The 23,228-nt window shown below is 71.8% G+C and carries 22 protein-coding genes; 7 read left to right on the top strand and 15 right to left on the bottom strand.

The genetic code is table 11. The annotated features are described in order from the left end of the window. Window positions 1-4: 4 nt before the first annotated feature. On the bottom strand, window positions 5-511 hold the full coding sequence (locus tag BH708_RS00670; RefSeq protein ID WP_076805789.1) for a low molecular weight protein-tyrosine-phosphatase: 507 nt from the start codon (window positions 509-511) through the stop codon (window positions 5-7). Then, window positions 511-858 carry a GNAT family N-acetyltransferase gene (locus BH708_RS00665; RefSeq protein WP_076805787.1) on the bottom strand — a complete coding sequence of 116 codons (348 nt, stop codon included), beginning with the start codon at window positions 856-858 and terminating at the stop codon, window positions 511-513. Before BH708_RS00665 ends, BH708_RS00670 begins: the two co-directional genes overlap by 1 nt. Before the next feature lie 24 nt (window positions 859-882). Between BH708_RS00665 and BH708_RS00660 the strand changes: the two genes are divergently transcribed. Next, window positions 883-1,248 carry a DUF952 domain-containing protein gene (locus BH708_RS00660; protein ID WP_076805785.1) on the top strand — a complete coding sequence of 122 codons (366 nt, stop codon included), beginning with the start codon at window positions 883-885 and terminating at the stop codon, window positions 1,246-1,248. A gap of 120 nt (window positions 1,249-1,368) precedes the next feature. Then, window positions 1,369-2,004 (top strand): L-threonylcarbamoyladenylate synthase, encoded by a 636-nt coding sequence (locus tag BH708_RS00655; RefSeq protein ID WP_076805784.1) that lies wholly within the window; start codon window positions 1,369-1,371, stop codon window positions 2,002-2,004. Here BH708_RS00655 and BH708_RS00650 read toward each other — a convergent pair. The 8 genes from BH708_RS00650 to gcvT all read right to left on the bottom strand — a co-directional run bounded on the left by BH708_RS00650 (window position 1,991) and on the right by gcvT (window position 12,353). Next, window positions 1,991-3,259: an MFS transporter gene (locus BH708_RS00650; RefSeq protein WP_253705431.1), complete on the bottom strand. Its 1,269-nt coding sequence runs from the start codon at window positions 3,257-3,259 to the stop codon at window positions 1,991-1,993. The two genes, BH708_RS00655 and BH708_RS00650, sit on opposite strands and share 14 nt — an antisense overlap. Window positions 3,260-3,515: 256 nt before the next feature. Next, complete coding sequence (locus BH708_RS00645; protein WP_076805780.1) at window positions 3,516-3,755, bottom strand: hypothetical protein; 240 nt, start codon at window positions 3,753-3,755, stop codon at window positions 3,516-3,518. A gap of 79 nt (window positions 3,756-3,834) precedes the next feature. Next, window positions 3,835-4,581: a gamma-glutamyl-gamma-aminobutyrate hydrolase family protein gene (locus BH708_RS00640; protein ID WP_076805778.1), complete on the bottom strand. Its 747-nt coding sequence runs from the start codon at window positions 4,579-4,581 to the stop codon at window positions 3,835-3,837. A 119-nt stretch (window positions 4,582-4,700) separates the two neighbouring features. Then, window positions 4,701-5,846: a glycosyltransferase family 1 protein gene (locus BH708_RS00635; RefSeq protein ID WP_076810613.1), complete on the bottom strand. Its 1,146-nt coding sequence runs from the start codon at window positions 5,844-5,846 to the stop codon at window positions 4,701-4,703. A 505-nt stretch (window positions 5,847-6,351) separates the two neighbouring features. Continuing rightward, window positions 6,352-7,563, bottom strand: coding sequence for a cobalamin-independent methionine synthase II family protein (locus tag BH708_RS00630; protein ID WP_076805773.1), 1,212 nt, complete (start codon window positions 7,561-7,563; stop codon window positions 6,352-6,354). Window positions 7,564-7,671: 108 nt separating this feature from the next. Then, a complete protein-coding gene (gene gcvP, locus BH708_RS00625; protein ID WP_076805772.1) occupies window positions 7,672-10,641 on the bottom strand; it encodes an aminomethyl-transferring glycine dehydrogenase in 2,970 nt (989 codons plus the stop codon). A gap of 106 nt (window positions 10,642-10,747) precedes the next feature. After that, window positions 10,748-11,119 (bottom strand): glycine cleavage system protein GcvH, encoded by a 372-nt coding sequence (gene gcvH / locus BH708_RS00620; protein ID WP_076805770.1) that lies wholly within the window; start codon window positions 11,117-11,119, stop codon window positions 10,748-10,750. A gap of 100 nt (window positions 11,120-11,219) precedes the next feature. Next, a complete protein-coding gene (gene gcvT, locus BH708_RS00615; protein WP_076805768.1) occupies window positions 11,220-12,353 on the bottom strand; it encodes a glycine cleavage system aminomethyltransferase GcvT in 1,134 nt (377 codons plus the stop codon). 236 nt (window positions 12,354-12,589) lie between these two features. Between gcvT and BH708_RS00610 the strand changes: the two genes are divergently transcribed. Next, entirely contained in the window at window positions 12,590-13,162 is a 573-nt protein-coding gene (locus BH708_RS00610) for a GNAT family N-acetyltransferase (protein ID WP_253705430.1), read from the top strand. A 98-nt stretch (window positions 13,163-13,260) separates the two neighbouring features. On the opposite strand, the gene BH708_RS00605 is transcribed toward BH708_RS00610, so the two are convergent. Continuing rightward, window positions 13,261-14,493, bottom strand: a complete 1,233-nt coding sequence (locus tag BH708_RS00605) for an arginine deiminase (protein ID WP_076805765.1) — start codon at window positions 14,491-14,493, stop codon at window positions 13,261-13,263. Window positions 14,494-14,607: 114 nt separating this feature from the next. Between BH708_RS00605 and BH708_RS00600 the strand changes: the two genes are divergently transcribed. Beyond that, a complete protein-coding gene (locus BH708_RS00600; protein ID WP_076805764.1) occupies window positions 14,608-15,477 on the top strand; it encodes an aldo/keto reductase in 870 nt (289 codons plus the stop codon). Next, window positions 15,474-16,253, top strand: a complete 780-nt coding sequence (locus BH708_RS00595) for a Sir2 family NAD-dependent protein deacetylase (RefSeq protein WP_076805762.1) — start codon at window positions 15,474-15,476, stop codon at window positions 16,251-16,253. Before BH708_RS00600 ends, BH708_RS00595 begins: the two co-directional genes overlap by 4 nt. A 67-nt stretch (window positions 16,254-16,320) precedes the next feature. Here the strand turns inward: BH708_RS00595 and epsC are convergent, their stop codons facing one another. Then, window positions 16,321-16,920, bottom strand: coding sequence for a serine O-acetyltransferase EpsC (gene epsC / locus BH708_RS00590; RefSeq protein ID WP_076805760.1), 600 nt, complete (start codon window positions 16,918-16,920; stop codon window positions 16,321-16,323). Between the two features lie 8 nt (window positions 16,921-16,928). Continuing rightward, window positions 16,929-17,858, bottom strand: coding sequence for a cysteine synthase A (gene cysK, locus BH708_RS00585; RefSeq protein WP_076805758.1), 930 nt, complete (start codon window positions 17,856-17,858; stop codon window positions 16,929-16,931). Between the two features lie 192 nt (window positions 17,859-18,050). On the opposite strand from cysK, the gene BH708_RS00580 reads away from it, so the two are divergent. After that, on the top strand, window positions 18,051-19,559 hold the full coding sequence (locus tag BH708_RS00580; RefSeq protein ID WP_076805755.1) for a DUF5129 domain-containing protein: 1,509 nt from the start codon (window positions 18,051-18,053) through the stop codon (window positions 19,557-19,559). Here the strand turns inward: BH708_RS00580 and trpS are convergent. Both trpS and BH708_RS00570 read right to left on the bottom strand, forming a co-directional pair. Next, on the bottom strand, window positions 19,553-20,629 hold the full coding sequence (gene trpS, locus BH708_RS00575; RefSeq protein ID WP_076805753.1) for a tryptophan--tRNA ligase: 1,077 nt from the start codon (window positions 20,627-20,629) through the stop codon (window positions 19,553-19,555). The two genes, BH708_RS00580 and trpS, sit on opposite strands and share 7 nt — an antisense overlap. Before the next feature lie 28 nt (window positions 20,630-20,657). Continuing rightward, complete coding sequence (locus BH708_RS00570) at window positions 20,658-21,677, bottom strand: LacI family DNA-binding transcriptional regulator (protein WP_076805751.1); 1,020 nt, start codon at window positions 21,675-21,677, stop codon at window positions 20,658-20,660. A 157-nt stretch (window positions 21,678-21,834) separates the two neighbouring features. Between BH708_RS00570 and BH708_RS00565 the strand changes: the two genes are divergently transcribed. Continuing rightward, window positions 21,835-23,136 (top strand): extracellular solute-binding protein, encoded by a 1,302-nt coding sequence (locus BH708_RS00565; RefSeq protein ID WP_076805749.1) that lies wholly within the window; start codon window positions 21,835-21,837, stop codon window positions 23,134-23,136. Window positions 23,137-23,228: the final 92 nt, after the last annotated feature.

Here is a 23,228-nt window from a genome sequence, read left to right as displayed (position 1 = left end):
CCCGTCACGACCGGGCCCCGGACGATCCCTCGCGGCGCAGTGCGGTGCGGACGTGCTCGATGATCCCGGGCGCCGCCTCGGTGATCTGCTCCCAGGCGGTCTCGAACGCGGTCTCGTCGCCCCACCAGGGGTCCCGGATGCCCGTGTCCTCGACAGGGCCGGGGGCGAAGTCGCGCACCATGTGGGTGCGGCCGACGATCTCCTGGCCACCCACGCGATGCAGGGGGCGGATGTGGTCGTGGTCCATGGCAAGGACGAGGTCGGCCTGCTCCAGATCGCGGGAGCTCATCTGGCGGGCGCGGTGGGCGGAGGGGTCGAGGCCGTGGGAGCGCAGGAGCGCTCCGGCCCGCGGGTCGACCGGGTTGCCGATCTCCTCGCGCGTGGTGCCGACGGAGGCCACCTCGACCTGCTCGCCGAGCCCGGCCTGCTCCAGGGCGTCGCGCAGGGCGTACTCGGCCATGGGCGAGCGGCAGATGTTCCCGGTGCAGACGGTCAGGATGCGGTATGCCATCAGGCCCGACTCCCCTCGTCGTCGGCGGGGTCCGCGCGCAGATCGGCGTGCTCGGGGCGGGAGAGGATGCCGCGGGCGAACCAGCAGGTGGCGCGCACCCGGTATCCGCGCTCGCGGGCGTCGTCCAGGGCGAAGCGCACCAGCGCGGAGCCGATGCCGCGGCCCGAGCGCTCCGGCGCCACCACGGTCGAGCGGAGGTCACGCACCGCGGAGGTCCCGGTGTCGGGCGTCTCGTCGCCGTAGTAGAGGACGCCGACCGCCTCGTCGCCCTCGAAGGCCTCGTAGCGGTCGCGGTCGTCGTCGTGGACCAGGCGCACCGCGCCCGGCCCGGCGGAGGTCTCATCCATGCCGGTCACGGTACACTGCCGGTCATGCCTGCGCCTCTGATCTGGCACATCACCGAACTGTCCGCCTGGGAAGCGGCCGTCCGGGCGGGCTCCTACACCCGGGCGACCCGGGGCCGAGCGCTGTCCGAGGTCGGCTACATCCACGCCTGCTGGCCCGAGCAGGTCTCGATGGTCGCCAAGCGCGTGTACCCCGACCGCCCCGCGGACCTCGTGATCCTCGAGATCGACGTCGCCCGGGTGGAAGCCGCCGGGGTGGCGGTGGACATCGAGGCCGACGACGACGGCGCAGGGCGCGGTTACCCGCACATCAAGGGGCCGCTGCCCGTCACCGCGGTGCTGCGGCTGCGCCGTACCAAGTGGATCGGCCGCGAGTTCGTCGTCGTCGCCTGATCGACGTGCCGCGAACGGGTGAGCGGCAGGAGACCAGGCCAACCGGCATCGCCTGATCGTGTCGCCCGAGCGACGGGAGCGACCCGTGGCGTCCTCGCGTCCGGCGACGTAGCATCGGGCATGGCCAGATCCTCACCGCGTGCCCGCTACCTCGACATCCATCCCGTCGACCCGCAGCCGCGTCTCGTCGACCAAGCCGTCGACGTACTCCGTGACGGCGGCCTGATCGCGTATCCGACGGACTCCTGCTACGCCCTGGGCTGCTCCCTCGGCGCCGCCGAGGGACTCGAACGGATCCGTCGCATCCGCCAGGTCGACAAGAACCACCACTTCACTCTGGTGTGCGCGGACTTCGCCCAGCTGGGCCAATTCGTGATCGTGTCGAATCCGACGTTCCGCCTGGTCAAGAACGCCACACCGGGGCCGTACACGGTCATCTTGCCGGCCACCAAGGAGGTGCCGCGGCGGATGGCGCACCCCAAGAAGCACACCGTCGGCGTGCGCATCCCGGACCATCGGGTCGCGCACGCGCTGGTCGAGGCGCTCGGGGAGCCGATCGTCTCCTCGACGCTGCTGCTGCCGGGCCAGGAGGACCCGCCTTCGGAGGGCTGGGTGGTCCAGGACCTGCTGGGTGATCAGGTCGACGTGATCATCGATTCCGGGGAGGTCGGCATCGTGCCGACGACGGTCGTGGACCTCTCCAGCGGTGAGCTCGAGATCGTCCGCGAGGGCGCCGGGGACATCACGCGGTTCTGAGCCCTCGCCGACGGGTCTCGAGCACGCCGGAGAAGACCAGGATGCCCAGCATGTACAGCGGCACGATCCACAGGGCGTAGCGCAGCGTGAACGCATCGCCGAGCGCCCCGACGATCGGTGGGGTGACGAAGAAGCCCAGGCGTGCGAACCAGCCCACCACGGTGATCCCCACCCCGTGCGGGACACCCGGCATGTCGTCGGCCGCGCGGAACGCGGAGGGGAACAGCGTCGCCACGCCCCAGCCGGCGGCGGCGAAACCGATCAGCGCGGTGACCGGGTGGGGCACCAACATGGCCAGGCTCATGCCGATCGCGCCGACCAGCGCGCCCAGACGGGCAGTGGTGCGATCTCCGAGGCGATCCACGACGAAGTCCCCGGTGAACCGGCCGATGGTCTGGGCGCCCTGGAGAGCGACGAAGGCCATGCCGGCGAAGAACGGGGTCGCGGCGAAGGTGGAGGTCATGAACAGCGCGCCCCAGGTGTTGCCGGCGTCCTCGGTGGAGCCGGCGAACACCAGGACCATGCCCAGAGCGGAGATCAGGCCCAGCGCGCGCAGGCTCATGCCCGCGATCCGCAGGCCGCTGGGGGCGATCTCGGCGGGGACCTCCGCCCCGGAGCCGGCCGACGGACCCGCCGCCGCGGGGGTGCGCTCGGTGGCATCGTGCCCCGGCAGCATGAAGCGCAGCGACCCGGCCGCGAGGGCGCCGAAGACGATCAGCCCGATCACGCCCTGGACCCACAGGGGCACGCCCAGCTGTGCGAAGGTCGAGCCGATCAGTCCACCGGCGACCGCGCCGAGCGACCACCAGCCGTGGTAGCTGTTCATGATCGAGCGGCGGTAACGGCGCTCGACCCGCATGCCGTGGGCGTTCATCGAGATGTCCGTGATGGAGTCCGCAGCCATGGCCAGCACGAGAGCGCCCGCGAGCCACAGCCAGGACCCGGAGACGTACACGGCCAGATGCGTGGTCGAGGCGATGACCTGTGCGAGGACCGCGACCCGCGCCGAGCCGAAGCGCCGCATCAAAGGGGCCGCGGCGAGGCCCGCGACGAGCCCGCCGACCGGGCCGATGCCGATGGCGAGCCCGAAGGCGGTGTTGGACAGCCCGATGCTCTCGACGAGCTCGGGGTACCGAGGCATGATCGCGCAGAAGGAGGCGCCGTTGAGGAGGAACAGCAGGGAGATCGCGCGGCGGGCGTGGCGCGCGTCGGAGGCGATGGGGACGGGCGGGGCGCCGGCGGAGTGAACGTTCACGCGATCCATTGTCCGACGTCCGCCCCCGGATTCCAACCGCCCGGCCCGTCGATCACCCGGCCCGGCGGCGCGACCACTGCCGGCGATCACCCGGAGCCACCGGATCGTGCGTCGTCGGCGGAGCCCTTCTCCGCCGCCGACGTCCCTGCCCGAACTGGGCCGCCCGAACTGGGCTGCCCGGCCCCGCCCCCCCGCCCGGGAACATTCGTGCCCGGTCACCGTACGGCGACCGGGCACGAGGAATGTCAGGAGCTGATCAGGTCAGGAAACGAGGCACCAGGTCGAAGGTCAGGAACAGCGCGAACAGGCACATCCCGAGTCCGACGACGAAGGTCACGGCCGTGAACAGGCTCATCACGTAGAGCCCACCGGCGAAGAGGCCGAACAGCACGACGAACAGCACGATGCTGAGCACCAGGTTATTGCCGTGCGACGTCTGGTTCTCCTCACGACGCTCCGTCGTCTCGACGGTGCTCGTGACCTGCTCGTTGCTCATGGTGGTTCTTCCTCCGTGTCACCTGATCGTTCCGCCCGCTGCGGGCCGGGGCCCGAGGGCGCGGACGTTCGAGCCCATCCTAGACCAGGGAGGGAGCCGGTGCCGACTCGGCGCGGTGGCGGATCGCGGTGAGCAGGCTCCCGAACACGGCGGCGCCGTCGGCCCCGTCGATCTCGGGGTGCCACTGCACGGCCAGAACGCTGGATCCGCCCACGGCCTCGACGGCGAGCGGCAGGGAGCTCTCGTGGCGGGCGACCACCCGCAGCTCTCCGGCCACCTCGGCGACGCCCTGGTGGTGGAAGGCGGTGACCTCGGCGCGGGTGCCGAGGGCGAGGGCGAGGTCGCTGTCCGCGTCGATGGCGGCCTCCACCGCGGTGGGGCGCTCCCCCGTCGTGGGATGGGCCGGGAGGTCCGTCGGGAGGTGGCGGTGCAGCGCGCCGCCCTCGGCGATCACGATGATCTGCAGGCCGCGGCAGATGCCGAGCACCGGGACGTCGGTGCGGCGGGCCGCGCGGTACAGCGCCGTCTCGAAGGCGTCGCGCTCCGGATCCGGGGTCATGTCGGTGGCCAGAGCGTCCTCGCCCCAGGCCGCGGGATCCAGATCGGTGCCGCCGGTGAGGACGAGACCGTCGAGCTCGGAGATCTCCTCGTCGCTCCAGTCGTCCTGGGGGGCGAGGATCACGGGCCGGGCACCGGCGTCGCGGACCGCGCGCACGTAGTGCTCGGTGACCACCACGGCGTCATGGCCCGCCCAGGCGCCGGTCATCATGGCGCGGGTCCCTGCGGTCACGCCGATGAGCGGGCGACGGGTGGTGCGCTGCGCCATGATGGTGGTCCTTTCCGCGGGAATCCGTGCCGCCGATCTCGGCGACAGGACACAGTTCATCCTGCGGGCAGGGGTGGGGGCGAGCTCTGTGGCCGAATGTGAACCAGGGGCGCGGCTGCTCAGCGGGCGCCGAGCAGGCCCCGATGGCTCTCGAGAGCGGCGAGGTAGTAGCCGCGCAGCTGCTCGGCGAGCACCGGCCAGGTGCGCTTGTGCACGCTCTCCAGCGCGGCCCGGCCGAAGGCGCGCCGCTTGGCATCGTCGAACAGCAGGTCGGCGGCCTGCTCCTGGAGCTCATCGAGCATCCCCGGGGTGTAGAGCCACCCGGTGCGGCTGGGCGAGACGAGGTCGACGGGGCCGCCGCGGCGGGGAGCGATCACGGGCAGGCCGGAGGCCATGGCCTCCTGGATGGTCTGACCGAAGGTCTCGAGCTCGCCGGGGTGGATGAAGAGGTCGGCGCTGGCGAGGTGGGCGGCGAGGTCCGTCCCCGAGCGGAAGCCGGCGAAACGCGCCCGGGGCATCCGGCGCCGCAGCGCCTCGCGTTCCGGGCCGTCGCCGACGATCAGCAGGCGCACCCCCGGCATGTCGTGGATGACCTGCAGATCAGCGACCTGCTTCTCGGCTGCGAGACGCCCCATGTACACCACGAGCTTCTCGCCGGGCTCCGCGTACTGCGCGCGCAGCTCGTCGCTGTGCAGCGAGGGGGAGAACAAGGAGGTGTCCACGCCGCGGCGCCACAGGTCCACCCGGTCGATACCGTGCTCGATCAGTTCGTCCCGGGTCGTGGTGGAGGGAGCGAGGGTGAGGGTGGCCCGGTTGTGGACCTCGCGCATCGCCCGCCAGGAGGCCCGGGCGAGGAACGGCATCCCGTAGCGCGCGGTGTAGCCGGGGATGTCGGTCTGGTAGACGGCGACGGTGGGGACCCCCGCCTTCTGCGCGGCCACCATCGCCCGCCCGCCGAGGACGGTGGGCGAGGCCAGGTGGACGACGTCGGGCCGGAACTCCTCGATCCGGCGGCGCAGCGTCGTGGCGCCGGCCGCGGCGATCCGCACCGCCGAGTAGCCGGGCAGCGGGGCCGACGGGACGCGGTGCACCTCGATCGTGCGTCCGCAGGAGGTGCGCAGGGAGGTCTCGGCCCGTGGCCACTGCGGGGCGATGATCGCGACGTCGTCGCCCGTGGCGGCGAAGTGGTCGACGACGCGGAGCACCGAGTTGGTGACTCCGTTCATGTGCGGCAGGAACGATTCGGCGACGATGAGGATCCTCACGCCCCCGATGCTCTCTCGCCCGAGCAGAATCGGGTCCACGCCCGAATGACATCTTGTCGACGCCGAGGTGAACTCTCCGCCGTGCCCCCGGAGGCCGTGCCCCGGAGGCCATGCCCGGGTGCCGTGCCCCGGGCGCGTGCCCCGGATGCCATGCCCGGATGCCGTGCCCGGGCGGCGACCCACACCGCGCAGGTGGTGTCCCGGGCACCCGTCCACGACACACCGCCGCGCGAGCGCCGGTTCCACCCATCCATCCCGAGTCCGGGCCGGAACAGTGGAATCGATGCGCGTGTCGCGCTCGACGACCCGTCACGGCACGCAGACACCGGCGAGCCGCGATCACGCAGGCTCCCGCAAGCCCCGTTCACGCAGGCGCCGGCGAGTCCCGGTCACGCAGATGCCCGCAAGCCCCGATCACGCGGACGCCGCCGAACGCCACGCGGGTCGAAGTGCTCGTGCGCGCGGGCTCGCCGGACTTCCGTGCTCAGACCCCGCGTCCCGGTGCTCAGACCCTGCGGGAGGCGATCTCCGCGCCGCGGACGAGCGCGTCGAGCTTGGCCCAGGCGATCTGCGGGTGGATGCGTCCGCCGAGTCCGCAGTCGGTGGAGCCGATGACGCGATCGGGGCCGACCAGTGTCGCGAAGCGCTCGAGGCGCTGGGCGACCAGCTCGGGATGCTCGACCACGTTGGTCGCGTGGGAGACGATGCCGGGCACGAGGACCTTGTCCTGGGGCAGCTCGAGGTCCTCCCACACGGTCCACTCGTGCTCATGGCGCACGTTGGCCGCCTCGAAGCTGTAGTACCTGGCATCGATCTCCAGCAGCAGCGGGGCGATGTGGCGGAACTCGATGTCGGTGGTGTGGGGGCCGTGCCAGGATCCCCAGCACAGGTGGAACCGGGTCTGCTCGGTGGGGACGTTCACCAGGGCCCGGTTGACCGCGTCGACGCGCTTGCGGGTGAAGGCGAGGTAGTCCTCGACGCTCGGCTCGGGATTGATCTGGTCCCAGTTCTCGGCGATCGACGGGTCGTCGATCTGCACGGTGAGCCCGGCGGCGGCGATGGCCTCGTACTCCGGGCGCATCACCTCCACCCAGGCGTCGAGGAAGGCGTCCTCGTCCCCGTAGTGGTCATCGACGATGCGGCTGCCCGAGCCCGGGGAGAGGGCGTTGACGAAGCCGCGGTCGTAGCCGGCCGCTTCGAGGGCCGCCTGCACGTTGGCCACGTCCTGGGCCACCAGCTCGCGACCGACGTCGGAGTAGGCGATCTCGCCGGTCGCCGCCGGGAAGGTGGCCTGGCCGCCGACGGTGATGCCCGAGGTGGGGTCCTGGTAGGCGTCGGCGAAGATCGTCCAGTCGCGCCGGTCGGGGAAGGTCGTCAGGCGCACGTCGCCGGGGCTCGAGCGCACCGGCTCGCTGGAGAAGTGGTCGCTGCCGGTCAGTTCGAGGCCGCTGACGCGGTCGAAGATGTAGGACCACCAGGAACCGTAGTTCACGGCGGAGCCCATCAGATGCCCGTACTCGCCATCGTTGGGGATGGCGATACCGATCTCGCGCTGGCGGGCGACGACGTCCGAGACCGCCTGGCGCAGCACCTCACGGAACTCGTCGGTCGGCGCGGGGGTCAGCCCGTCCGCGCCGACGGGGCGCGCGGCGTTGGCGGCGATCAGCTCCTCACTGCGGGGGAGGGAACCGGCATGGGTCGTGAGGATCTCGGTCATGGGCACGAGCGTATGGCCCCGACGCCCCGGGGCGAAAACCGGGGCGTCACAGCTGTTCACGAGTCGCCGAGCGGTCTCCCCCGCCACCGCGCCCGCGCCGCGGGAATCTCAGTCGGTCTCGTGCGGCCAGGTCGGCACCAGATTCCGGTCACCGTAGGCCTGATCGATGCGACGCACCGGCGGCCAGTACTTCGACTGGATCCGCATCTGCGCGCTGTCGTGCGTGGTGAGGTCCTCCGGGGCGGTCCAGCTGCCGGGGTAGACCGCGACCTCCCGCGAGTAGGGGTGCGTCCACTCCCCCGTCGCGATCGACGCCGCGGTGTGAGGAGCGTTCACCAGCGGGTTGTCATCTTTCGCCCAGGCACCGGAGACGATCTCCTCGGCCTCCTTGGCGATCATCAGCATCGCGTCGACGAAGCGGTCGATCTCGGCGAGGTCCTCGGACTCGGTCGGCTCGATCATGAAGGTCCCGGCGACCGGGAACGACATGGTCGGGGCGTGGAACCCGTAGTCGATCAGCCGCTTGGCGACATCGTCGACGGTGACCGAGGTGCGGGCGGTGAAGGGGCGCAGGTCCACGATGCACTCGTGGGCGACCAGGCCGTTCTCCCCGGTGTAGAGGATCTCGTAGGACTCCGAGAGGCGATGGGCCATGTAGTTGGCCGCGAGCACCGCGGAGGCGGTCGCATGGCGCAGCCCCTCGGGCCCCATCAGCCGGATGTAGGTCCAGGAGATCGGCAGGATCGACGCCGAGCCGTACGGTGCCTGCGAGACGGGGCTCCCGCTGTGGGGCTGCGCGCCCTGCCCCGTCACCGGGTGCTCTTCCTGCTGGATGCCCGGGTGGCCGGGCAGGTACGGGGCCAGGTGCGCCTTGGCCGCGACGGGGCCGACGCCGGGGCCGCCGCCGCCGTGGGGGATGCAGAAGGTCTTGTGCAGGTTCAGATGGGAGACGTCGCCGCCGAACTCGCCGGGCCGGGCCACCTGCAGCAGGGCGTTGAGGTTGGCGCCGTCGACGTAGACCTGCCCGCCCGCGTCGTGGACCAGCTGGCAGACGGTGCGCACCTCCTGTTCGTACACGCCGTGCGTGGAGGGGTAGGTGATCATGATGGCGGCGAGCTCGTCGCCGTGGTCCTTGATCTTCTGCTTCAGGTCGTCGAGGTCGATGTTGCCGCGCGCATCGGAGTCGATGGCCACCACACGCAGTCCGGCGATGACGGCGGAGGCGGCGTTGGTGCCGTGCGCCGAGCTCGGCACCAGGCACACCTCGCGGCCGCTGTCGCCGCGGGAGGCGTGATATGCGCGGATCGCGAGCAGACCCGCGATCTCGCCCTGGGAGCCGGCGTTGGGCTGCAGGGAGACCGTGTCGTACCCGGTGAGGTCCGCCAGCCAGGTCTCCAGCTGGGTGATCATCTCCAGGTAGCCCGCGACGTCCTCGCGCGGGGCGAGAGGATGGACGGCGTTGAAGGAGGCCCACGTGACGCCGGCCATCTCGGTGGCGGCGTTGAGCTTCATCGTGCACGAGCCCAGCGGGATCATCCCGCGGTCCAGCGCGAAGTCGCGATCCGACAGGCGGCGCAGATAGCGCATCATCGCGGTCTCGGAGCGGAAGGAGGAGAACACCGGGTGGCGCAGGAACGCGTCCCGGCGCACCAGGGGTCCCCAGGTCGTGCCCGATTCCACGTCCGCGAGCTCATGACCGGGGTCCGGCGCGAAGCTGTCGAAGACGGCCGCGATCGCCCGCAGGTCGGCGTCGGTGACGGTCTCGTCGAGCGAGAGGTGGACGAGGTCGTCGCCGACGGTGTGGACCAGGTATCCGGCCTCCGCCGCCTGCGCGGCGATGTCCAGGGCCTCGCCGGTGGCCCGGATCTCGAGCGTGTCGAAGAAGGCCTCGGTGGTCAGCTCGAAGCCGCTGGCGACGAGGTGGTCCGCGAGGGTCGCCGTGCGGTCGGCGACGCCCCGCCCGATCCGGGTCAGGCCCTCGGGGCCGTGGTAGACGGCGTACATCGCGGCCATCACCGCGAGCAGCACCTGGGCGGTGGTGATCGAGCTGGTGGCCTTCTCCCGGCGGATGTGCTGCTCGCGGGTCTGCAGCGAGAGCCGGTAGGCGGGGTTGCCGTCGGCGTCGACCGAGACGCCCACGAGGCGGCCCGGCAGCTGGCGCTCGAGGCCCTTGCGCACCGCGACGAACCCGGCGTGCGGACCGCCGAAGCCCATGGGGATGCCGAAGCGCTGCGAGGAGCCGACGGTGACGTCGGCACCCAGGGATCCGGGGGAGGACAGCATCGTCAGGGCGAGCAGGTCCGCCGCGACGATCGCGACGGCCTTGGTGGACTTGACCTCGGCGATCACCTCGCTGGGGTCCCACACGCGTCCGGAGGACCCGGGGTACTGGACGAGCGCACCGAAGTACTGGCCCTCGGGGGCGCCGTCCGTGGCGAAGTCCCGCTCGCGCAGCTCGATGCCGAGTCCGTCGGTGCGGCCGCGCAGCACCGCCTTCGTCGCGGGCAGGGCGTCCGTGTCCACGTAGAACACGTTGCCGTTCCGCTTGGCGGTGCGCCGCGCCAGCATCAGCGCCTCGGCCGCGGAGGTGGCCTCGTCGAGGGTGGAGGCGTTGGAGACATCCATCCCGGTGAGGTCGCAGATCATGGTCTGGAAGGTCAGCAGCGCCTCGAGGCGGCCCTGCGAGATCTCGGGCTGGTACGGGGTGTAGGCGGTGTACCAGGCGGGGTTCTCCAGCACGTTGCGCTGGATCACCGCGGGCGTGTGGGTGCCGTGATACCCCATGCCGATCAGGGAGCGGCGCACCGTGTTGCGATCGGCCAGTTCTCGCAGCTCGCTCAGCGCGGCGGGCTCCGTGGCCCCCTGGGGCACCGCCGAGGCGGCTTCGCCGGCGTCGTTCTCCAGCAGGATCGTGCTGGGCACCGCCGCCTGGATCATCTGGTCCAAGGTCTCGTAGCCGAGCACCTCGAGCATGTGGCGCTGGGTGTCGGAGTCCGTGCCGACGTGGCGGCGGACGAAGGAGTCGTGCTCGCGCACAGAAGGATCAGTCGGATCAGTCGGATCGGTCGTGTCGGTCATGGTTCAGCAGTGCCCCTGGTCTCGCGGTTCTCGGTGCGTGCGTGCGCCGTGGCGGAGACGGCCGCTCCTCGATGCCTCGGGGCGGCCGCCTTCGAGCGGCTCGGTCTCAGGATGCGGTGAAGGCCTTGTAGTCCTCGGCGCTGAGCAGGTCCTCGGGCAGCGCGTCGAAGCTGGCCTTGAGCAGCCATCCCTCGTCGAACGGGGAGGAGTTGACCAGCTCCGGGGTGTCGACGACGGCCGGATTGATCTCGGAGACGGTGCCGGAGATCGGGGAGAACAGATCCGAGACCGACTTGGTGGACTCGATCTCGCCCATCTCGGAGCCGGCGGAGATCTCGTCCCCGGACTCGGGCAGGTCGACGTAGACCACGTCGCCGAGCTGTTCGGCGGCGTAGTCGGTCACACCGACCACGGCGACGCCGTCGGAGACGACGCGGACCCACTCGTGGTCCTTGCTGAAGAGGAGCTCTGCGGTCATGAGGATGGTCCTTCCTGAAGGGGAAACGGGGGTTGAGCGGGGGTCGGGTTCGCGGGGGTCGGGTACGCGGGGGTCGAGCGGGGGTCGCGGGGCGTGAGGATCAGCCGCGCCGGTAGAACGGCAGGGCGACGATCCGGGCGGGCAGGTCCTTGCCGCGGACGTCGGCGACGAGCTCGGTGCCCTCGTCGGCGACCCCCGGGGACACGAACGCCATGGCGATGGGATGGCCGAGCGTCGGGGACAGCGCGCCGGAGGTGATCGTCCCGACCGCGCGGCCCTGCCCGTCCCGCACCTCGGAGCCGGCGCGCGCGGCACGACGCCCCTCGGCGACCAGGCCCACCAGGACAGGACGATCGGTCAGGTCCGCCGCCTCGATGCCGCTGCGGCCCACGAAGTCGCCCTTGGACGTCAGGGCGGCCACGCGCCCCATCCCCGACTGGGCGGGGTACAGCTCGCGGGAGAGCTCGTGGCCGTACAGCGGCATGCCGGCCTCGAGGCGGAGGGTGTCGCGGCATGCGAGCCCGCACGGGGTGAGGTCCTCTCCGCCGGCGGCGGTCAGCTGCTCCCACAGGGCGACGGCGAGGTCGCCGGGGACGTACAGCTCGAAGCCGTCCTCCCCGGTGTACCCGGTGCGGGCGACCAGCAGCTCCTGACCACGGTAGGTGCCCGCGGCGAAGCGGTAGTTCCTCATCGCGGTGAGATCCTCGGCGCCGATGCCCTCGACGCCGCTGTCGCCGGTGGTCAGCGCCCGCAGCAGGATCTCCTCGCTGGCCGGGCCCTGGACCGCGATCAGCGCGGTGCGCTCCGAGGCGTCGTCGACCTCGACGTCGAAGCCTGCTGCCCGGGCGGTGAGCTCCTCGGCGTCGACCTCCGCGTTGGAGGCGTTGGCGACGGTCACGTAATGGTCGTCGGCCAGGCGGTACGTGATGACGTCGTCGATCACACCGCCCTCCTCGGTCAGCAGCAGCGAGTACTTCGCGCGGCCGACGGACATCGCGGACAGCTTCCCGGCCAGCGCGTGGTCCAGAGCCTCTCCGGCCTGCGGGCCCCGCAGGTGGATCTCGCCCATGTGGCTGAGGTCGAACAGCCCCGCGCGCTCACGGACGGCGGCGTGCTCGGCGAGGTCGGAGGCGTAGCGCACCGGCATCCGCCAGCCCGCGAAATCTGTGAAGGTCGCTCCGAGCGACTCGTGGACCGCTTCCAGCGCCGTGCTGCGCAGGGCCTGCTCGACCATGGTGCTCCTTCTCGTCACGGGGCGGGATCCTCGCCCCTCGGCATCCGCGGCACGTTCCCGTGATCCGGCAGTTCGCAGCACCTCGGCGTGCCGCACGGCTCACCATACCGTCCGTCCCCACCCCGCGAGGCACTCGGACGCCGCCGCACGGAAACCGGGGGCAACCAGGTGGCAACAGGACGGCAACTCAGCGGAAGTCCGCGGGCCCGCGGGGACGCACCTTGTACGGTGGGGCCGTGACGAAGGAAGGCACGAGCGACTGGCCGGTGCGGATCCGCAGCCCACGGCTGGTGATCCGACCGCCCGGCGACGAGGACCGCGCGGCGATGATCCGCCTGATGACCGACCCCGTCACCCGCGAATACCTGGGCGGGTCGGTGGACTACGCCTCCCGGCAGGCTCTCGAGCTCTCCCCGCTGGGACTGAGCTGGGGCCGCTGGGCGCTCGCCCTGGGCGAGGACGACACCATGATCGGTTCGATCACGCTGGACTACGACCGCGGCGAGCTGGAGCTGTCCTATGCGCTGCTGCCGGAGTGGACCGGACAGGGCTTCGCGGCCGAGTCGTGCATCGCCCTGCTGTCCTGGGCGCGCCGGGAGCTCGAGGACGAGCACGTGATCGCGGTCAGCCAGACCCGCAACAAGCGCAGCGTCGCCCTGCTGCGCAAGCTCGGATTCACCGTCCGCAAGGGCCTGGAGGAGTTCGGCACCCAGCAGCTGCTGCTCGAGCGCTCTCTGACCGAGCCGCTGCCGCAGCAGGCGCAGACGCTGCAGACGGAGGCGGATCCTCCTCCGCCCACCCGGCGCTGACAACCTCCCCGGGATCCCCCGCGTGCCCCTCCGCCCCAGGGCCCCGGGCTCGGATCCCCGGGCGCGGGGTCGTCGCCCCGGATCTCCCGCACGCCCCCTCAGCCGCGGGAGACGGGGCAGCTCATGCAGCGCGGCCCGCCGCGGCCGCGACCGAGCTCGTCGCCGGCGAACTCCAGCACCTCGACCCCTTGGGCCCGCAGATAGTCGTTGGTCGCCGCCGCCCGCTCATAGGCGACCACGCGACCCGGGGCGATCGCGAGGACGTTGCAGCCGTCGTCCCACTGCTCGCGGGCCGCGGTGTAGGGGTCCAGTCCGGCGCTGAGCACGCGCAGGCGATCGACGCCGAGGCCCTTGGCGAGCACGTCGTCCATCTCGTCGGCCGCCCGAGCGCGCGAGACCAGCCGCTCCCCCGGGCGCTCGATCTCGAAGGTCTCCAGCATGCCCAGCGGCCCGTAGCGCAGCATCGACTCGTGGTCGACGACGGTGGTGACGGTGTCCAGGTGCATCATGGAGCGCCGATGCGGCAGGGCGATCGCGATCACCCGCCGGACGGGACCGTGCTCGAGCAGGTCCGCGGCGAGCCGTTCGACCCCGACCGCGCTGGTGCGCTCCGAGAGCCCGACGGCGACCACCTCGGGAGACAGCATCATCACGTCCCCTCCCTCGACGGTGGCGGCGCCGGCCCCGTCCCGCCCCAGCAGACGTCGCGGCGCGGCGGTCCCGGCGAAGGACGGATGGTGGCGGTAGATCGCCTCCAGGTGCAGGCTCTCGCGGCGGCGGGCGCCGTGGCGCATCGGGCTGACCGAGACCATGTCGCCGATCCAGGCCGAGGGGTCCCGGGTGAACAGGTGGTTGGGCAGCGGGTCCAGGACCAGATGCTCCTCGGGCACCCGCTGCAGCGCGATCGAACGGGGCCCGACGCCGAGCCCGCGCAGCTCGGAGACCGTGATCCCCGCGATCATCACCTCGACCAGCCGGGCCGACGGCATCTCCTCGAGCGCCTCGGTGAGATCCTGCACGGCGATGTCCCCGAGCACGGCCGGGTCCAGCGCCCGCTGCAGCAGGCCCGCGCGGAGGTCGGGGATCTCCAGGAGATCGGTGAGCAGATCCGTCAGCTCCAGCACCTCGACCCCCTCGGACCGCAGCAGGGCGGAGAACTCCTCGTGCTGGGCCTCGGCGCGCCCCCGCCAGAGCACCTCATCGAAGAGGAACTCCTCGCGGGAATCCGGGGTGAGGCGTTCGAGCTCGGGGCCGGGCCGGTGGACGATCACCCGACGCAGCGGGGAGATCTCGTCGGGCACTCCGGAGGGCGCGAGAGGCGCATCGGGCATGGGGGATCTCCTCGTCGAGACGTGGGTGCCCGCACGGTAACAGACGCTCTCGCACCTCCCGGCAGGGATGACTACGCTGGTGGTGTCCGCTCCCGTCCCCCGCAGGAGGCATCCATGACCACCTCGTCCTCTCTCCCGCTGTCGAACCCCACTCTGTCGATCCCCACCACGTCTCTGGCCGACGGCGCCCCGTTCCCGCTGATCGGCTTCGGGACCTCCAGCATGAAGGGCCGTGGTGCGGTCGACGGGATCGCCGCAGCGCTGGGCTCGGGCTACCGGTTGCTGGACACCGCGGCGCAGTACGGCAACGAGGCCGCCGTCGGCGAGGCCGTGCGCGTCAGCGGCGTCGACCCCGATGAGGTGCTCGTGACCACCAAGATCGCCGGAGGCGACCAGGGCCGCGAGGCCACCCGCACCGGCTACCTCGAGTCACTGCGCCGCCTCGGGCTCGAGCGCGCAGCCCTGGTGCTGATCCACTGGCCGAACCCCTCGCGCGGACTCGCCCTGGAGACCTGGCGGACCCTGATCGACCTGAAGGAGGAGGGCAAGGCGCTGCACATCGGGGTCTCCAACTTCCGTCCCGAACAGCTCCAGGAGCTGTTCGACGCGACCGGCGTGTGGCCCGAGGTGAACCAGATCCAGCTCTCCCCCGCCCTGCAGCGCAGCGCGGCGGTCTCCTTCCACCGCGAGCACGGGATCCTCACCGAGGCCTGGGGCCCGCTCGGCGGCCGCGAGGGCCTCCACGCCCAGTTCGCCCTGCGCAGGATCGCCGAGAAGCACGCAGCCACCACCTCCCAGATCTCGCTGCGCTGGGCGATCGACCAGGGCATCGTGGTGATCCCGAAGTCCTCCGACCCGCAGCGTCAGCGGGACAACGCGACCCTGGAGCACGTCCGCCTGGACGATGCCGACCGCGAGCTGCTCGCGACGCTCGATCTCGGCGAGGACTCGGCCTGGGACGCGCGCGAGCACGAGGAGTGGTGACGACGGCGGGTCGCTTCCGCCCCGGCCCGCAGCATGAGGAGATCGTCTTCCTCACGGGATCAGGGATCAGCGCCCGCACGGGGCTGGGGACCTTCCGCGGCCCCGACGGACTGTGGGCCCTGGAGCCGGAGACCGAGCAGGCGATGCACGCCGAGCTGCTGCCGGAGACTCTGCCTCGGCTGTGGAGCGTCTGGGGCGAGATGGCGCGGATCGCGACGGAGCACGGCCCCACCCCGGGCCACCGAGCGATCGCGCGCCTGGGCGCCCCGGTGATCACGCAGAACATCGACGGGTTGCACCAGGCCGCCGGCAGCGAGGTCGTCGCCGAGCTGCACGGCAGCGCCCTGCACGCGAGCTGCCTGGACCCGGACTGCCGCTGGTGGGGTCGACTGCGTCCCGGCGCGGGATCCCGTCCGGAGGATCACGGGGCGCCCGCGACCTGCCCCGCCTGCGGCGCCCCGACCCGGCCGGCCGTGGTGCTGTTCGACGAGATGCTGCCCCCGGACGCCCTCGAGCTCGGCATGCGCCTGGCCCAGCGCGCGGACCTGTTCGTCGCGGTCGGCACCAGCGGGACGGTGTTCCCCGCGGCGCAGCTGGCCCCGGTCGCCAAGGCCCATGGGGCCACGACCGTGCTGGTGGACATCTCGCCCCCGCTCGATCCCTCGCTGCGGGCGGCCTTCGACCACGTGATCGCCGAGGACGCCCACGAGGTGCTCCCGGACTGGGAGCGCAGTCTGCACCGCGTGGGCGGGACCTCGTTCCTCGATCCCTTCTGAGATCCCCGCGCCGCGGCGAGGCCGCGCTCACCGACCCCCGGCGCCCGCCTCCCGGACGGCCCGACCCTCAGATCCAGATCGCGGGGTCCATCTGCTCGGCGGGATGCGCGGCTTCGCTCCGCACCGTCGCCGGCACGCCGACGGCGGTGGCGAGCGCCGGGACGTCCCCCACGACCACTGCGTTGGCGCCGATCTGGGCCCCGCGCCCGATGACGACGGGCCCGATCACGCGGGCGCCCGCCCCGATGGTCGACCCGTCGCCGACCGTGGGATGACGCTTGGTGCGCTCCATGGAGCGGCCTCCGAGGGTGACCCCGTGATAGAGCATGACGTCGTCGCCGACCTCGGAGGTCTCCCCGATCACCACGCCCATCCCGTGGTCGATGAAGAAACGCCGCCCGATGGTGGCGCCGGGATGGATCTCCACCCCCGTGACCGATCGCGCGCCCTGCGCGATGACCAGGGCCGGGAGCCTCGCTCCGCGCTTCCACAGCCGGTGGGCGAGGCGGTGGGTCCAGATCGCGTGCAGACCCGGCGAGGTCAGCAGCACCGCGAGATCGTCCGTGGCCGCAGGGTCGCGTCGCCGCGCCGCCGCCACGTCCTCCCGGAGCGTCGCGACGGTGCCCAGCACACGGTCGGTGAGCCCGCCGGCCACAGACCTCGCCATGGTCGCCCTCAGTCCGCGTACTCGGCGAACAGCGGGGTGGAGAGATAGCGCTCGCCGAAGTCCGGCAGCACCACCACGATGGTCTTGCCGGCGAACTCCTCCCGGGCACCGACCCGGGCGGCGGCCTCGATCGCGGCGCCCGAGGAGATGCCCACCAGCAGACCCTCGGTGCGTGCCACGGTCCGGGCGCGCTCCATCGAGGTCTCGGCGTCGATGTCGACGACCTCGTCGTAGATCTCGGTGTCCAGCACGGTCGGCACGAAGTTGGCGCCCAGTCCCTGGATCTTGTGCGGTCCGGCGGCGCCGCCGCTGAGGATCGCGGACTCCTCGGGCTCGACGGCGATGATCTTCACCTCGGGCTTGCGCTCGGTGAGCACCTGGCCGACGCCGGTGATGGTGCCCCCGGTGCCGATGCCGGAGACCACAACGTCGACGCCGCCGTCGGTGTCCTCCCAGATCTCCTCCGCGGTGGTGCGGCGGTGGATCTCGGCGTTGGCCGGGTTGTCGAACTGCTTGACCTGGACCGCGCCGGTCTCGGCGGCGATCTCCTCGGCCTTCTCGACCGCGCCCTTCATCCCCTGGGCGGGCTCGGTCAGGACCAGTTCGGCGCCGAAGGCGCGCAGCAGCATGCGACGTTCCTTCGACATCGACGAGGGCATCGCCAGGACGACCTTGTATCCGCGCGAGCTGCCGATCATGGCCAGGGCGATCCCGGTGTTGCCGCTGGTGGCCTCGACGATCGTGCCTCCGGGCTGCAGCTGCCCCGACGCCTCGGCGGCGTCGATCATGGACACGCCGATGCGGTCCTTGACGGAATTGGCGGGGTTGTAGAACTCGAGCTTCGCGAGCACGGTGGCCTTGACGTCGTCGCCCAGGCTGTTGAGCTTGACCAGCGGGGTACGGCCGACCAGCTCGGAGACGTTCTCGTAGACAGGCATGCTTCCTCCTCGATGAACGGGCCACTCGGGACGTGACCCAAAGACACGCTTGGAGTCATCATAACGGTCTCACGCGAGCGGACGTCCAGCCGCAGGCCGACCGGACGGGCCCGGGCCGATGGGCCGACACGCCGAGGAATTCTCGACGGAGGTCGCAGGGGCCCCGGGCCACCTCCGCCCTAGTCTCGGGGTATGTCGTCCTCGAACGAGACCTTCCCGCCGCCGCGCCGCCGATCCCTCCGGCGGGCGGGCACGCTGCTCGCCCTGATCCTGGCACTGGTGGCGACACTGCTCCTGGCGCCCCAGCCGGCCCAGGCCGTCCCTCCGAGCACGGTGAGCGTCACCGACACCACCGGCGAGGTCGACCCCGAGCTGCTGCAGGCCCGCCTGACGGAGGTCGACTTCCGCCGGGAGGTGGACCTGAAGGTCGTGGTCCTCGACGTCACCGAGTACGGCTCGGACCCCGCGCAGGAGGCCCCGCTGGGCGATGCCGTGGCGGCTCATGCCCGCGATGCCGATCCGGAGCTGCTCTCCGAGGACGGCGAGCAGATCGCGGAGGGCACCGTGATCCTCGCCCTCGACCCCGCGCACGAGCTCCACGGCGCCTTCGCCGGAGACGACGTGGCGCTCGAGGCGAGCGGGGCCGAGGCGGTCGAGGACGCGATGGAGGAGAACGCGGAGGACGGACAGTGGGCGGACGCCCTCGAGGCCGGCACGCAGAAGTACGCCGAACTGCTGGACCGCCCGTGGTGGCAACACCCGGTTCTGCGGGCGTCGGTCGCGATCGTCGTCGGCGCCCTGGTGGTCCTGTCAGGCGCCGCCCTGCTCGGCCGGCGCATCGCACGGCGCCGGGTGGACGAGGCGCTGCCCCGGTACCACGAGATGCAGCAGCGGCGGACGCGGACCGAGGAGGCCGCCCGGGCCCTGCCGCCGTCCTCCCCCTACGCCCGGGCGGCCCTGGTCGCCCAGGAGGACCTTCTGCGACGACAGGACACGGCCGAGCAGCTGCACGAACGCCTTCCGGCCGCCGAGGCGCGGAGCTGGACCTGGGGCCTGGCCGGGTCGCAGCGGAAGCTGGCGCGCGACCTGGCGTCCACGGTGCGCGACCTCGAGGACGCCGACGACGACCTCCTGGCCACCAGCGACCTGCTGCGGCGGGAGGGGATCTGGCGCACCGCCTGGGAGCGCGAGCTGCGGCCGCTGCGCGATTCGCTCAGCGCCCTCGGCAGGGCCCTGCCCGAGGAGGCGGACCGGTCCGAGCAGGAGGCGGCCGCCGCGGCCGACGTGCGCGAGCTCGGCCGCGACATCGCCGGCGAGCTGGACACCCTGACCGCCGACCTGGAGGCGGAGCGGATCGATCCCGACTCCGCCCTCGAGCGCCTCGACACCCTGACCCGGGAGCTCTCGGCCGCCGCCGCCCGCCTGCAGGGTGCGCGCATCGATCGCCTCGCGGCGGACGACGAGGAGCGGGAGGTGCTGCGGCAGTGCGCGGGCGAGGTCGAGGAGCGCGGATACCGCTCGGTGCGCGGGCGACGTCACGCGCTGGAGCGCGACTCGTCGGAGGTCGGGGAGGTGTTCTGGACCCTCAGCCCGTTGCTGTGGTACTCGAGCTGGTCCACGCGGTCCGCGTCGGCGTTGGAGACCCATCGCCGTCGTGCTGTGCCGTCAGCCGCCTCCGAACCTCGGGCGGAGGCTCAGTAGACCATCCCCATCACCTCGCGCACCCGCGCGAGGGTGGCGTCCGCGACCTCGTTGGCCCGTGCGTTGCCCGCCCGGAGCACGGAGAAGAGGTATCCGGGATCCTGCTCGAGCTCGTGGCGGCGGGCTCGGATCGGCGCCAGATGCTCGTTGAGCGCCTCGGCGGTCATCACCTTGAGCGTGCCGGAGCCCTTGTCGCCGATCTCCTCGGCGATCTGTTCGGGGGTGCGACCGGTGCACTGCGCGGCGATGGTCAGCAGGTTCGCGACCTCCGGGCGGTTCTCGGGATCGAAGGTGATCACACGTTCCGAGTCCGTCTTGGCCTTCTTGATCTTCGTGGCGGTCTCCGCCTCGTCCATCCGCAGCATCACGGTGTTGCCGCGGGACTTGCTCATCTTGTGATCGCCGTCCAGGCCCAGGATGGTGGGCGCTTCCGAGAGCAGGGCGTCGGGCTCGGTGAAGACCTGCTCCCCGCCTGCGTAGCGCTCGTTGAAGCGGCGCGCGATGACGCGGGTCTGCTCGATGTGGGGTAGCTGGTCCCGGCCCACGGGCACCACGTTGCCGCCGCAGAACAGGATGTCCGCGGCCTGGTGGACCGGATAGGTCAGCAGCAGCCCGCCCATGGCGGTCTTCCCCGCGGCGGCGAGCTCCGCCTTGACGGTGGGGTTGCGCTCCAGCTCGGGCTGGGTGACCAGCGAGAGGAACGGCAGCATCAGCTGGTTCAGCGCCGGCACCGCCGAATGGGCGAAGAAGGTGGAGCGCTCGGGGTCCAGTCCGATGGCGAGGTGATCGGTCAGCAGCTCGCGCACTGATCCGGAGATGTCGCCGATCACGTCGCGGTCGGTGATCACCTGATAGTCGGCCACCAGGACCCAGGTCTCGACGCCGGCGTCCTGGAGCCGGACCCGGTTGCGCAGCGAGCCGAAGTAGTGCCCGATGTGCAGCGCCCCGGTGGGACGGTCGCCGGTCATCATCCGCAGGCCCGAGGGGTCGGTGGTGATCTTCGCCCAGAGCTCGTCGCTGCGGGTCTTGGCGGTGTCGTAGCTGCTGCGGGAGATGATCGGTTCGCTCACCCGTCCATGCTAGCGGGCACGGCGGCCCTCATCCGTCAGCGTCCTCCGGGGTCTGCCGGGCGGCCGCCGTCGATCCGCGCACGATCAGCTGCGGGCGCACCACGACCTCGGTGCGCGGCGGCCGACGGGAGTCCCGCCCCCCGCTGAGCGCGGTGCGCACGGCGGCGCGGGCCAGGGAGGGCACGGCCTGCCGCACCGTGGTCAGCGGCGGATTCGTCACCGCAGCCCAGAAGACGTCGTCGTAGCCGGTCACGGACACGTCCTCGGGCACGCGCAGGTCGAGGGCGCGGAGGGCCTCGAGCGCACCGGCCGCCATCACGTCCGAGCCGCACACGAGGGCGGTCACGTCGCGGGAGACCAGGTCGCGGGCGGCCTCGTACCCGCCCGCGTAGGAGAAGTCGGTGAAGGCGGTGGCCCAGGCTCCGGCGGGGTAGGTGGCCGCGACCTCGTCGAACACCGCGAGCTTCTCGCGCACCGGCCAGGTGTGCTCATCGCCCACGGCGAGACCGATCCGGCGGTGGCCGAGGTCCTGCAGATGGGTGAGGGTCAGGCGCATCGCGTGCTCGTCGTCGGTGGAGAGGAAGGCCGCGTCGAGGTCGTCGCGCACGCCGTTGACGAGCACCAGCGGGGTCCCGGCGGCGACGATCTCGCGGTAGTGCTCGACCGGGCCGCGGTGCTGGGCATGGTGGCCGGAGACGACGATGATCGCTTCGACCCCGCAGTGCAAGAATCGCTGCAAGATCTCTCTCTCACGCTCCACCGTACGGGCCCGCATGGCCACCAGGGTGGAGGCGCCGCGTTCGAAGAGCTCGGCCTCGATGCGCTCGGCCCAGGCGGCGAAGACCTGGTTGTCCAGGTCCGGCACCAGCACGCCGACCAGCGGCCCGGAGCCGACCGCCTCCGGGCCCACGTCCCGCCCCAGCCGCCGCGCGACGTCCAGCACGGACAGGCGCGTGGCCTCGTTGACGCCTGTCTTCCCGTTGAGCACCCGGGAGACCGTCGCCTCGCTGACCCCGGCGGCGTGGGCGATGTCGATGAGTCGTGTCATGACCTCATCCTTGCAGACCTCGTGCGTCGTCACCCGTGGCCGGATCGATACCTGCAAGATCTTGCGTGTTCTTGCACGAATCGGGGTCCGCGTCCTAGTGTTGCCGCATCGAGCACCGCCACGGGAGGCGGTCGCTCCACGATTCAAAGGAGAAGACGTGCAGATCCGTCGACAGAGTTTCCTCGCTCTCGGTGGCCTCGCCGCCGGGACCACCCTGCTCGCCGCCTGCGGCGGGGAGGAGGCCGGTGGTGGCGCCGGGGGCGCCTCCGATGCCGGCGGCGCGTCCGATGCCGGCGGCGCCGCGGAGGGCGGCGAGGAGGGTGCTCCCGCCCGCGCCGATGCCGATCTCGTGATCTGGACCGATGCCGAGAAGGCCGCCTCGCTCGAAGAGCCTGCCGCCGCCTGGGGCGAGGCCAACGGCCTCACCGTCGCGGTCCAGACCGTCGCCGAGGACCTCCAGGGCAACTTCATCACCGCCAATCAGGCGGGCAACGGTCCGGACATGATCGTGGCCGCCCACGACTGGATCGGGAACATGGTCCAGAACGGTTCCATCTCCCCGGTCCAGCTGCCGGGCAGCGCAGCCGACTCCCTCGCGCCGATCGGCCTCGAGGCGGTCACCTACAACGGGCAGACCTACGGCGTCCCCTACGCCGTGGAGACCTTGGTGCTGTTCGCCAACAACGCCCTGACCGACGTCCCCGAGCCCGCCACCGTCGAGGAGATGGTCGCCGCGGCCGAGGCCGGCGGTGCCGAGAACCCGCTGTCGCTCCCGGTCGGCGAGCAGGGCGATGCGTACCACATGGAGCCCTTCTACACCTCCGGCGGCGGGTACCTGTTCGGCAAGGACTCCGAGGGCAACTTCGACCCCTCCGACGTCGGCGTCGGCCAGGAGGGCTCGATCACCGCGGCCGAGAAGATCGCCGAACTCGGCGAGGCCGGCGTGCTGTCCACCTCGATCACCGGCGACAACGCGATCTCCCTGTTCACCGACGGCAAGGCCGCCTACCTGGTCTCCGGCCCATGGGCGATCGAGAACATCCGCACCGCCGAGCTCGACTTCTCCATGAGCGCGATCCCCGGCTTCGAGGGCCTGGACCCGGCGGTGCCCTTCGCGGGCGTCAACGCCTTCTACGTCGCCGCGGGCGGCAAGAACCCGGCCTTCGCCCAGCAGTTCGCGACCGCGGTGGCGTCCTCACCGGACATCGCCGAGCAGATGTTCCCCAAGAACGAGCTGCCCCCGGTGAATCTCGCGCTGCAGGAGAAGCTCGCCGGCGAGTTCCCCGAGGTCATCAAGATCGCCGAGCTCGCCGAGAGTGCGGAGGCGATGCCCGCCATCCCCGAGATGGCCGCCATCTGGCAGCCGCTGGGACAGGCGGAGGCGAACATCGTCGGCGGCGCAGACCCGGAGGACACCATGGTCTCCGCCGGTGAGGAGATCACCAGCCAGATCGGCTGATCCCGGCAGGGCGGGACGGGGCGGCGACAGTGCCGGCCCCGTCCCGCCCCTGCCCTCCGACCCGTCCGCGCCCGACCCGCTCCCCAGATCCT

The organism is Brachybacterium sp. P6-10-X1, assembly GCF_001969445.1.
In the GTDB taxonomy this organism is placed as follows: Bacteria; Actinomycetota; Actinomycetes; order Actinomycetales; family Dermabacteraceae; genus Brachybacterium.
This window is presented reverse-complemented; position numbering and strand designations above follow the sequence as displayed.